Genomic DNA, 11,275 nt, shown 5'->3' on the forward strand with positions numbered 1-11,275 from the left:
CCATCAAGAGTCTTGATCCAGGTGTCAGGGATCGACCCATCGGCGCACCGCTCAAACTCGTAGCACGTTGCAACCCCACCAATCTCGCACGCCTTACCGTCGTTCACCCACGTGCCGGGGGTCTCAGGAGCGGTCACCTCTCCCGATTCGTTTGAACTTGCTGTGTTGGTTTCGGGAGCTTCACAACCCGCCGCTGCGTAGCCACCAATAGTGGAGCTCGTGCCTGTTCCTGGACAGTTGGTACCGGAAGCTTGGGCGAGATCGGGGCGCGACCACAGCGCACTGGTAAACAGAAGCAGAGCCAATAGAGTCCGGCGGCTCATCGGAGCGTCCACGTGGCAACGCTGAACCCGGTCTTGTCCCATGTCAGGTCCATGACTGCTGTCCCCGTACCGGCTGGCCGATCCACAGGCTCTGCTGACGAAGACGCCTGCTCTGTGTAAGCGCCGTTGCTGAGCTCCGCTTCTGCCCGGTACGTGCCGAAGTCAGCACCGTCTGATCTCTTGGCCAAGCGCACCCTGTTGACGGTGTAATCGACGCCCTGCAGGGAGCCGCCGTTTGCATACATGTTGCTCACGTACTCATTGCCGGAGTTGCAACTTGCGCACGACGGTAGTGACAGCTTCTTGAGCGCTTTGAGATCCCCTGTGAGTTGGGCGTAGTCGACCGCGTCCCAGTAGTACCGAACGAACGCCTCCGCTGCGGCCTCGTCGTTCCCCTCGGCCTCGGGCGGGAGCGTCGGCTCCTGGGTCGCCTCCGCGGCGGGGGAGGCGGACGGCGTACTGCTCGGGCTGGGTGCCGTGTCGGGCAGCTGGGGCTCGGGCTCGTTGCCCCCGCACCCGGCCAGGAGGACGGGGGCGAGCACCGCAGCGGCGGCGAGGAGGTGGAGCCTGGCCATGGGTACCTGCTTCCCGAGAGATGTCCAGCGCACCCAGATTATGCGGCGAATGCCTCCCAGATAAACCTCGCAGCCGCACCCTGTGGAGAACCGCCTGCGGGAACGAGACAGCGCTCGCTACCGTCGAACCACCATGAGACGCGCACCCGGCCTCCTCCTCGCTGCCCTGCTGACGCTCGGCCTCGCGGCCTGCACCGGCGACGGCGACGGCGACGACACGGCGAGCGACCCGGCCCCCAGCGACCAGACGTCCAGCGCGGGCCCGTCGACACCGACCACGACCCCGAACCCGAGCGAGGAGCCGACGGTCGAGGTGGGCGACGACGGCCCCATCCCCTTCACCGAGGTCGCGATCCTCACCGGCACCGAGGAGGACGGCAAGGCGTCCCCGACGCCGGTGCCGCTCGACTCCGAGGCGGTGCTGGACGACTTCGTCAGCCAGTTCACCGGCCCGAGCCTCGCCGACGACGTGCGCGCCGCCGTGGCGGGTGTACCCGACGTCGGCCCCGACCAGACGCTCGTCGGCGTCGTCGTCACCATCGGGTGCGACCGCCCCGACGACCTCCGCGTGGAGCGGGTCGACGGGGCGGTGCAGGTGCTCCCGGTGCTCCCCAAGAACCAGGTGCAGTGCTTCGCGGCCCAGACGACGGTGGCGGTCCTGGTGCTCGACACCGCCAAGCTGGGCCCGATCGTCAGCTGACGGGGCGGGAGAAGACGCCGATGCCGTTGGGCACGAGCCGCTCCTGGCCGTCCGACGGCGAGTTGAGCACGCCGAACTGGCCGGTCACGGTGTGACCGACCATCGTGGAGGAGCCGCCGCCGTCGAGGTTGAGCGCGTTCTCCGCACCGAAGGACGCCATCATGTTGGCGAGCTCGACCATCGTGTAGCCGCGGCTGAACAGCTGGCGGCCGTCGATCACCAGGATCAGCACCCGGCCGAGGTCGTTGTCGATGCCGATCGCCGTACGCGGGTGCATCTGGCGGTCGTCGACGACGACGCGGACGCCGTTGGTGATCAGCGGACGGTCACCGCTGATGGCCGCCACCGGGTTGGGGCGGACCGACTCGACCAGGGTGGCCTTCTCGCCGACCCTGACCTTCTTCAGCATCTTGGTGGCCGAGCCGCGGGCGACGAACACGAGCCCCTTGCCCTTGATCTTGTAGTTCTCGGAGAGCTTGGTCCGATTCGAGCGCACGACCCCGCCCCTGACGACGACCTCGCGCACCCGCTTCTGCCCGGCGGTGACCGACGAGCCCTGCGTCGGGCCCCAGGCCTTGTCGAAGACGCCGATGCCGTCGGCCTGGATGCTGGGTGAGTTGTGGTTGGAGAACTTCAGCTTCGGGTGCTGCTTCAGCTTGCCCTTGTAGGGCAGCTGGCCGATGTAGGGGTGGCCGTCCGCGTCGACCCAGAAGGAGCTGTTCCAGCCGGCCTGCGGGGCGTGCCGCAGGCCCTTCTCGCGATCCTTGCCCACCCCGAGCGGGGCGCCCGTGTCACCGATGTCGAAGAAGTCGCCGTTGACGGCCGCGACCGCGCCGACCTTCGCAGCCAGGGCGCTGACGGACTTGCGCACCGGCACCCTGGCCGGGGCGATGAGGTCGAGCTCGTTGGCCGGGTTGTTGACGTCGATGGTCAGCAGCTGGGCGCGGATCGGGCCGCGCGGGTCGATCTGGTCCCACTCGCGCAGGTTGATGCCCGGAGCCATGTCGTACGTCGTCTCGTTGAGCACCCGGATCCGCACCCGGCCGGCGGGGAGCTCGGGCGCGATGGGGCCGGCGATGCCGTCGCTGCTGTGGCGCGGGTTGTCGACGGTGCCGGTGCCGGCGGCGCGCTCGCCGTCCTGAGCGGCGGCCGGGGCACCTGCGGAGCGTCCCGCCGAGGCGGGTGCCGAGGCGCTCAGCGAGGCGACGACGCAGGCGGCGGTGGCCAGGCTGAGTGCGGGCATGGCGAAGCGCTTGGAGAAAGGCATGTGCTCGAGGGTAAACGCCGAGAGCCGGGACGGTGGGACTTCGAGTGCCTGGTGTCCCGGCCGCGCCGCGGTGCGGCAGTAGGGTCGCCGGGTGGACGAACGGCCCTGGAACGTGTTCGTGGAGGGCGACAACCTCGACGTGCTGCCCACCGTCCCGGCCGGCTCCGTTGACCTCGTCTACGTCGACCCGCCGTACAACACCGGCAACGACTTCGCCTACGTCGATCGCTACGGCCGCCACGCCGCCTGGGTCGCGATGATGCGCCCGCGGCTCGAGGCGGCGCGCGAGACGATCGCCGATACCGGTGCGATCTTCGTCAGCATCGACGACCACGAGGTCGCCCACCTGCGACTGCTGATGGACGACGTGTTCGGGGAGGCCAACTTCCTCGCCCAGGTGGTGGTCAACCTCAACCCGAAGGGGCGCCAGCTCGGCGGCGGGTTCGCCACCAGCCACGAGTACCTCCTCGTCTTCGCCCGCGACGCCCGCCGCTGCGTGCTCGACGCCAGCACCACCGACACCGTCGACCCGGCCGACTTCCCCGAGACCGCACCCGACGGGCGGCGCTTCCGCCACCTGCCGCTGCGCAACACCAACAAGAAGTTCAACCCCCTCACCGCCCGCACCCTCCACTTCCCGGTGTACGGCGACCCGCGGGGTGGCCGGGTGGCGACCGCGCCCTTCGAGGGCGGTCAGGAGGTGTGGCCGGTGTTCGGCGACGGCAGGCCGGCGGTGTGGCGGTGGTCGCGGCCGCGGATCGAGGAACGCCCCGACGACCTGGTGTGCCGCAGCATCCGGGGCCGGCACGGCGAGCGCGTCGACGTCTTCCAGCGCGACTGGCTGCACCGCGACACCCCGGGGGGGCGTCGCAAGAAGCTCCACACCATCTGGCTGGCCCAGGAGGTGGGCTCCACCGACACCGCCGTCGCCGAGCTCAAGGAGGTCGTCGGCCACGTCTTCGAGTCGCCGAAGCCCACCGGCCTGCTCCGGCGCATCCTCGGCACCATGCCGGCCGACGCGACCGTGCTCGACTTCTTCGCCGGCAGCGGCACCACCGGTCACGCCGTCGCGCTGGCCAACGCCGAGGACGGTGGCACGCGGCAGTGCATCTCCGTCGAGATCGCCCGCCCGACCAGGCCCGGCTCGAACGCCCACCTCGCCGGGCTGGTCACCGTCGCCGACATCACCCGGGCGCGGCTCCGGGCGGTCGACGTACTCCTCGGCGGGGGCCTGGTGGAGGCCGTCGACACGCTGCCGGGGTGAGCTTGGGCCCCGCTCCTCGCGGTTGGCACACGTTGCAACGGGTGCGAACCGCAGCGATCCCCGGATATCCGGGGATCACGACAGCCCCGCCGCCTCCTCCAGCGCCGCCAACTCGGAGTCGAGGTGGCCGAGGAGGCGCTGGAGGTGCGGGACGGTGCGCCGGCAGCCGGTGAGGCCGAAGCAGATGAGCCCGTCGTAGGACGTGCACGTGATGTTCAGCGCCATGCCGTGGATGGGGATGGAGAGCGGGTAGGTGCCGACGAGCTCCGCGCCGTTGAGGTACTGCTTGGTGCGAGGACCCGGCACGTTGCTGATGATCACGTTGTACGGCGGCCGCACCAGGCCCTGCACCCGCAGGATCGGCGCCAGGATCGCCGGGGCCTGGCCCAGCGCGCTCATGGCGAGGACCTGCACCGGCGTCATCGACGCGAGGGCCTGCTTGCCGTCGGTCATCGACGCGTGCACCGAGCGCAGGCGGGCGCCGGCATCGGCGTGCTCGGTGCCGAGCCTGACCATGATCGAGCCGATGGCGTTGCCGCCCTGCGCGGAGACGTCGTGCACCTGCCGGACGTCGAGGGCGACGGGCACCATCGCGACCAGGCTCTGCGCGGGCAGGGCGTCGAGGTCGAGGAGGTAGGAGCGCAAGGCACCCGAGCACATGGCGATGACGACGTCGTTGGTGGTGGTGCCGGTGGAGCGGCTCACCGCGCGCAGCCGCTCGATCGGCCAGTCCTGCGCGGCGAAGCGTCGCGAGCCGGTGATCTGCTGGTTGAACATCGTGCGTGGCGCGTAGAGCGACACCGGCGAGCTCTCGTCGCGCAGGCTCCTGCCCAGCGTCCTGACCAGTGCCCCGGGCAGGCCGGCTGCCTCGGCGGTGATGTCGAGCGCCGTACGCACGGCCTGCGCGGTGAGGTCGGAGGCGTCGGGCGGGTCGGGCTCGGGACGCTCGGGGGCCGGCCGCTCGAGGTAGCCCCACGGCGGCGGCATCCCCCGCTTGTCGGGGTCGGGGGACAGCACGCCGGCGAGCAGCCGCATGGCGGCGATGCCGTCGACCAGGGAGTGGTGGAGCTTGGTGTACATCGCGACCCGGCCGTCGCGCAGGCCCTCGATCACGTGCGACTCCCACAGCGGCCGCTCGCGGGCGAGCCGGGTCGCGTGCAGCCGGCCGCACAGGTCGAGCAGCTCGCGGACCCGGCCGGGCTGCGGCAGCGCGCTGTGTCGTACGTGGTGCTCGATGTCGAACTGCGTGTCCTCCTCCCACACCAGCCGGCCGGCGGTGCGCGCGGAGCGGTGGGGGTGCTTGAGGAACAGCGGGGCCACCCGCTCGGGGCTGCTCATGTGCTCGTAGAGCTCACGGCCGTACTGGCGACCGGCACCCTCGGGCTTGCGGAACAGCTGAAGCCCCCCGACGTGCATGGGCATCGAGCGGTTCTCAGCCATCAGGAACCCCACGCCCGTGGGGTCGATCGCGGACGCCATCCGGTGATCCTCGTCGTCGCACGGCCGCGCCACAAGGGACGCCGCGGTCGCCGCCGCGTCTGGCACCATCGAGATCATGGAGGCCACGCCGCTCGACCGTGCGCTGACCCGCAGCCGCACCTCCGTGCGCACGCGCGTCGAGCGGTGGAGGGGGAAGCGGTTCCAGATCGCGCAGTGCGCGCTCGCGGCCGGGGTGGCGTGGCTGATCGCCTCCGACGTGCTCGGTCATCAGTCACCCTTCTTCGCCCCGATCGCGGCCGTGGTGAGCCTGGGGACGTCGTACGGCCAGCGGTTGCGGCGGGTCGTGGAGGTCGCGATCGGCGTGGCGGTGGGCGTGCTGATCGGCGACCTGCTCGTCGCCGGCGTGGGCACCGGCTGGTGGCAGCTCAGCCTCATCGTGGCGCTGGCCATGACCACGGCGATCCTGCTCGACGGTGGGCAGCTCTTCGTCACGCAGGCGGCGGTGCAGTCGATCGTGGTGAGCACGCTGGTGCCCGACCCCGGGATGGGGCTCATCCGGTGGACCGACGCCCTCGTCGGGGGTGCGGTCGCGCTGGTCGCGGCCACCGTGGTGCCGGCGGCGCCCCTGCGGCGCCCGCGCGAGCAGGCGGCCGTGGTGGTGCGCAAGGTGGCCGAGCTGCTGCGGGCCTCGGCCGACGCCATGGTCGACGGCGAGGTGGGGCCGGCCATGGACCTGCTCGCCGACGCCCGCGCCACCGACTACCTCATCAACGAGCTCCGGTCGGCCGCCGACGAGGGGCTCTCCGTGGTGGCGTCCTCGCCGTTCCGGGTGCGGCACAAGGGACACGTACGCCGGATGGCCGACCTCGTCGACCCCCTCGACCGGTCCCTGCGGTCGACCCGGGTGCTGGTCCGCCAGACCGCGGTCGCGGCGTACCACCACAGGGCGGTGCCGTCCTCCTACGCCATGGTCGCCCGCGAGCTCGCCGACGCAGCCGACCTCGCCGCCGACGAGCTGTCGGTCGACCGGATGGCCTCGGCCGCGCAGCCGGCGCTGCTGGCCGTCGGCATGGCCACGGGCCGGGTCGAGCGCACCGACGTGCTCAGCGCCGAGGTGGTGCTCGCGCAGCTGCGGGCGGTGGTCGCCGACCTGCTGCTGGTCACCGGCATGGACCCGCTCGAGGCGTCCGACGCCCTGCCCCCGCCGCCGCGATGACGCGGTGGGTGCTGCACGTCGACCTCGACCAGTTCGTCGCGGCGGTCGAGGTGCTGCGCCGCCCCGAGCTCGCCGGCAGGCCGGTCATCGTCGGCGGGCGGGGCGACCCGACGGAGCGGGCGGTGGTCTCGACCGCGTCGTACGAGGCGCGCCTGCACGGCGTCGGCTCCGGCATGCCGCTGCGCATCGCCGCGCGCAAGTGTCCCGACGCGGTGATCCTGCCCGTCGACCACGAGGCGTACGACGCGGCCTCCGCGGTCGTGATGGCGACCCTGAGGGCGCTGACCTGGGACGGCGACCCGGTCGTGGTGGAGGTGCTCGGCTGGGACGAGGCGTTCCTGGCGGCCCGGCCGCCCGTGGACACCGGCGAGCGCGACCCGTTCGCCTTCGCGGCGCGGGTCCGTGAGCAGGTGCTCGCCGCGACGGGGCTGCACTGCTCGGTCGGCATCGGCGACAACAAGCTCCAGGCCAAGATCGCCACCGACTTCGGCAAGCCGCGCGGCGCCTACCGGATCACCGGCGAGACGTGGTTCGAGGAGATGGGCGACCGGCCGGTGACCGCGCTCTGGGGAGTGGGCAAGAAGACGGCCAAGCGCCTGGCGCCACTCGGCATCGAGACGGTGCGCCAGCTCGCCGAGACCGACGTGGCCCTGCTCGCGGCCGAGCTCGGGCCGACGACCGGTCCGTGGTTCTCCCGGCTGGGTCGCGGCGCCGAGACCAGCCCGGTGAGCGACGAGCCGTGGGTGCCGCGCGCGCACGGGCGCGAGGAGACGTTCCAGCGCGACCTGGAGTGGCTCGAGATCCCCGACGCGGTGCGCGCCCTGACCACCAGGGTGCTGGCCGACATCGACCGCGAGGGCCGGCCCGCGGCCCGCGTCCACCTCAAGGTGCGCTACCCGAACTTCTTCACGGTGACCCGGGTCCGCACGCTGCCGGAGCCGTCGAACGATGCCGGCCTGCTGGGCGACGTGGCCGTGTCGCTGCTCGAGCGCGTGGAGCAGGACAAGCCGGTCCGGCTGCTCGGCGTACGGCTGGAGATGGTGCCGCCGGAGGGCGGTTACTGACTCCGGGCCGTGATCGATACCGTCGTGGCCGATGAGCGACGTCAAGCAACTCAACCTCACCATCGACCTGTGCCTGCGGATCGGCGAGATGCTGCTGTCCTCCGGGGCGGGGGCGGCCGACGTGACCGTCACCATGGACTCCGTCGCCCGCCACCTCGGCATGCGCAACGCGGAGATCGACGTGACGTTCACCTCGCTGGCGATGAGCCACCAGTACGACGCGGAGCAGCCCGCGCTGTCGATGATCCGCAACGTCAAGCAGCGCGACATCGACTACAACGACCTGACGGCGGTCGACCACCTCGTGCGCGACATCCTCGACGACCGCGCCGACGTCTACCTCGCGCGCTCGCGGATGGCCACCATCGTCTCCGTCGGGCACCCGACGCACCGGTGGCTGGTCACGATCGCCTGGGGCGTGATGTGTGCGAGCGTCGCGGCGTTCCTGGGCGGCGGGGTGGTGGTGTGCGGCATCGCCAGCCTCGCCGCGATGAGCATCGACCGGGTGCAGCTGGCCATGGCGCGGCGCCGGCTGCCGGCCTTCTACCAGCAGGTCTTCGGGGGCGTGGTCGCGACGCTCTGGGCGCTCGCGGCCGCGGCCAGCGAGATCGACGTCGACCCGTCGCTGGTCGTCACCGCCAACATCGTCATGCTGCTGGCCGGCGTCGGCTTCATGGGCGCGATCCAGGACGCCCTCACCGGCTTCTACGTCACCAGTGCCGCCCGCCTGATCGAGGCGCTGCTCGCGACCGCCGGCATCATCGCCGGGGTGAGCGGCGGGCTGTCCCTCGGTCAGCGGATCGGTGTCGACGTCGGACGGCTCGACCCGGGCTACTCCGGCTGGGAGGCGACCTGGGTGCTGGTCGTGGGCTCGGCGGTGTGCGCCGCGGCGTTCGCGTACGCGTCGTACTCCCCGGCGCGGGCGCTGCTGCCCATCGCCTCGGTCTCCGCGCTGGGGGCGGCGATGTCACGGCTCGTCGAGGAGGCCGGCTTCGGTCGCATCTGGGGCGCCGGCACCGCGGCGTTCGTCATCGGCGTGGTGGCCTACTTCGTCGCCGGCCGCATCCGGGTGCCGCCGCTGGTCATCGTGGTCTCGGCCGTGGTGCCGCTGCTCCCGGGGCTCTCGATCTACCGCGGGCTCTCGCTGCTCGCCGCAGGGGGCGGGCAGGTCTCGCTCGGACTGCTCGCGATGGTCACCGCCGCCGGCGTGGCGATCGCGCTGGCGTCGGGGGTGATCCTCGGCGAGTACGTCGCACAACCGCTCAAGCGGGAGGCCCGGCGGCTCGAGGACCGGCTCTCCGGCCCGCGCCTGGTCGGGCCGATGCGGGCGCGCACGAAGCGGTGATCACCCGGTCCAGCCGCGGGGGTCGGGTAGTCCGGGGCAGATCGCACCTCGGCGGGCCGCACGAGGTGCCATTCGCCCCGGACTACCGGCGAGTGAGTGCCGCCAGCCGCTCCAGCCAGGCCAGGTGCGTGCCGTCGTACGGCGCCACCGCGTCGCGGACGGCGGCGAGCACGTGGTCGCAGCTGGCCAGGGCCGCCCGCACGACCTCCTCGGGGTAGCCGAGGGAGACCCGGTGCCGGGCGAACTCGTCCTCGTCGTCGATCCACACCCGCCCGCTGCCGCCGCGCACCACGTCGAGGTCGAGGTCGACCGAGCGCACGACGGCGCCGTCCCACACCGGTGGGGTGGCGATGTCGACGTAGACCTGCACCGGTCCGGCGGGGGAGTGGAACGCCGCGACCCAGCCGCGCTCCGCCAGGTCGGCGTGCGGGACGAGCCCCACCTGGTCGTACGGCGCGACGTAGTCGGCGCCGGGGCGGGTGAAGCGGGTGCCCTCGGGGAAGCCGAGCCAGTCGCCGTGCTCGTCGGTGCCGAGCCAGGTCGCGGGGTAGACCCAATGGGGCAGGTCGCCCCACTTGCTCATCTCGCAGCGGACGGGGTCGCCGGGGGAGTGGATCACCCGTCGAACCTCCCGCGGGCGGCTACGTCGGACATCCGCGCCACGACGTCCTGGTAGCGGGAGCCGGTGAGCCTGGCGAAGTGGTGCAGCACGTGGGAGTCGATGCCGACCAGCACCCGTGCCTTCCCGGCCAGCGCGCCGTCGAGGATGATCCTCGCGGCCTTGTCGGGGGTCATCCGGGCCAGCTTCCTCTCGAAGAGGTCGTCCAGCGCGTCGGCGTCCTGGCCGGCTGTCTTGCGGCCGTTGCGGGAGATCGCGGTCTTGATGCCGCCGGGGTGCACGCAGGTGACGGTGACCGGGTGGCGCGAGACGAGCATCTCCTCGCGGATCGCCTCGGTGAAGCCGCGGACGGCGTACTTGGTGGCGTTGTAGGCCGACTGTCCCGGGACCGAGATCAGCCCGAAGAGCGAGGAGATGTTCACCAGCGCGCCGTCGCCGGAGGCGATCAGGTGGGGCAGGAACTCCTTGGTGCCGTGCACCACGCCCATGAGGTTGACGCCCACGATCCAGTCGAAGTCGTCGTACGACATCTCCTCGAAGTGGCCGGTGGCGCTGACGCCGGCGTTGTTGACGACCATGTCGACGCGGCCGAGCTGGTCGACCACGGCGTCGGCCCACCGGCCCATGCCGGCGCGGTCGGAGACGTCGACGACGTCGCTGCGCACCTCCCGGGCGCCGACGCCCTTGACGAGGTCGACGGTCTCGGCGAGGCCGGCGGCGTTCCAGTCCGAGATGGCCAGCAGGGCGCCGCCGCGGGCGGCGCGCAGCGCGAGCTCGCGCCCGATGCCGGAGCCGGCGCCGGTGATGGCGACGACCTTGCCGGTGACGGTCTGCATGCTCACGCGCGGCTCCTTCCGGCCATGGCGTCACGCCAGTGGGGTCATTGAACACCCGGCCTGTGGTGGCGACCACGGCGGCATCGACCGCGAGCCGCTCGTCGGGGGTCGGGTGGGTCGACCGGGCCGGTGCCGGTGGTGTCGCGCAGGTAGGTGTGCCCGTGTGGGCTGGTCCAGGTGTACGCCGCGGGGCCGGTGCGGGCGTAGCGCCATCGGCCGTGGGTCTTGAGCCGGTGGTGGGTCCGGCACAGGGCGGCGAGGTTGTCGGTCGTCGTCGGGCCGCCTTGTCCCCCCCGGGGTGCTGTGGTCCAGGTCGCAGGACCGGGCGGGTCGGGTGCACCAGGGGAAGACGCAGGTGCGATCCGCTGAACCACCTGTTCCCGGAGCCGGCCCGAGGGCTGGTAGCCGTCGCAGGTCATCGCTCGGCCAGGTCGAGCACGGGCTTGACGGTGCGCGAACGGAGCGGGCTGCCGGTCCACATACGCCGCCGCGTCCTTCGAGAGGTCGGCGTGGATGGTGGTCTCCGCGACCCGCCGTGCCTTCCACGAAGCCAGCTCACCGGCCTGGACCCGGCGCCACAGCCGCGGCAGCCGACGAGCCGTGGCGCACCCGGGCCTTCGCGGCCG

The 11,275-nt window shown here is 72.1% G+C and carries 10 protein-coding genes; 5 read left to right on the forward strand and 5 right to left on the reverse strand.

Features of this window, described 5'->3' with window-relative positions; all coding sequences use genetic code 11:
• Window positions 1-319 precede the first annotated feature (319 nt).
• Window positions 320-898 carry a DUF6318 family protein gene (locus QZX64_RS02465; protein WP_295656672.1) on the reverse strand — a complete coding sequence of 193 codons (579 nt, stop codon included), beginning with the start codon at window positions 896-898 and terminating at the stop codon, window positions 320-322.
• A gap of 133 nt (window positions 899-1,031) precedes the next feature.
• Between QZX64_RS02465 and QZX64_RS02470 the strand changes: the two genes are divergently transcribed.
• Entirely contained in the window at window positions 1,032-1,598 is a 567-nt protein-coding gene (locus tag QZX64_RS02470; RefSeq protein ID WP_295656674.1) for a hypothetical protein, read from the forward strand.
• Here the strand turns inward: QZX64_RS02470 and QZX64_RS02475 are convergent.
• Window positions 1,591-2,865: a phosphodiester glycosidase family protein gene (locus tag QZX64_RS02475; protein ID WP_295656676.1), complete on the reverse strand. Its 1,275-nt coding sequence runs from the start codon at window positions 2,863-2,865 to the stop codon at window positions 1,591-1,593. The two genes, QZX64_RS02470 and QZX64_RS02475, sit on opposite strands and share 8 nt — an antisense overlap.
• A gap of 91 nt (window positions 2,866-2,956) precedes the next feature.
• Here QZX64_RS02475 and QZX64_RS02480 point away from each other — a divergent pair, with 91 nt between their 5' ends.
• Window positions 2,957-4,129: a site-specific DNA-methyltransferase gene (locus tag QZX64_RS02480; RefSeq protein WP_295656678.1), complete on the forward strand. Its 1,173-nt coding sequence runs from the start codon at window positions 2,957-2,959 to the stop codon at window positions 4,127-4,129.
• A 75-nt stretch (window positions 4,130-4,204) separates the two neighbouring features.
• Here the strand turns inward: QZX64_RS02480 and QZX64_RS02485 are convergent, their stop codons facing one another.
• Window positions 4,205-5,608 (reverse strand): wax ester/triacylglycerol synthase family O-acyltransferase, encoded by a 1,404-nt coding sequence (locus QZX64_RS02485; RefSeq protein ID WP_295656680.1) that lies wholly within the window; start codon window positions 5,606-5,608, stop codon window positions 4,205-4,207.
• Window positions 5,609-5,684: 76 nt separating this feature from the next.
• On the opposite strand from QZX64_RS02485, the gene QZX64_RS02490 reads away from it, so the two are divergent.
• The 3 genes from QZX64_RS02490 to QZX64_RS02500 are packed head-to-tail and all read left to right on the forward strand — an operon-like array spanning window position 5,685 to window position 9,194.
• Window positions 5,685-6,785, forward strand: coding sequence for an aromatic acid exporter family protein (locus tag QZX64_RS02490; protein WP_295656682.1), 1,101 nt, complete (start codon window positions 5,685-5,687; stop codon window positions 6,783-6,785).
• A gap of 8 nt (window positions 6,786-6,793) precedes the next feature.
• Window positions 6,794-7,849, forward strand: coding sequence for a DNA polymerase IV (locus QZX64_RS02495; protein WP_295656683.1), 1,056 nt, complete (start codon window positions 6,794-6,796; stop codon window positions 7,847-7,849).
• 31 nt (window positions 7,850-7,880) lie between these two features.
• Complete coding sequence (locus tag QZX64_RS02500) at window positions 7,881-9,194, forward strand: threonine/serine exporter ThrE family protein (protein WP_295656684.1); 1,314 nt, start codon at window positions 7,881-7,883, stop codon at window positions 9,192-9,194.
• A gap of 82 nt (window positions 9,195-9,276) precedes the next feature.
• Here QZX64_RS02500 and QZX64_RS02505 read toward each other — a convergent pair whose 3' ends face one another.
• The gene (locus QZX64_RS02505; RefSeq protein WP_295656685.1) at window positions 9,277-9,813 is read right to left on the reverse strand and encodes a DUF402 domain-containing protein; all 537 of its coding nucleotides are present in this window, start codon (window positions 9,811-9,813) and stop codon (window positions 9,277-9,279) included.
• Window positions 9,810-10,649, reverse strand: a complete 840-nt coding sequence (locus QZX64_RS02510; protein ID WP_295656686.1) for an SDR family oxidoreductase — start codon at window positions 10,647-10,649, stop codon at window positions 9,810-9,812. Before QZX64_RS02510 ends, QZX64_RS02505 begins: the two co-directional genes overlap by 4 nt.
• Window positions 10,650-11,275: the final 626 nt, after the last annotated feature.

It is taken from the genome of uncultured Nocardioides sp., assembly GCF_902805925.1.
Lineage (GTDB): Bacteria > Actinomycetota > Actinomycetes > Propionibacteriales > Nocardioidaceae > Nocardioides.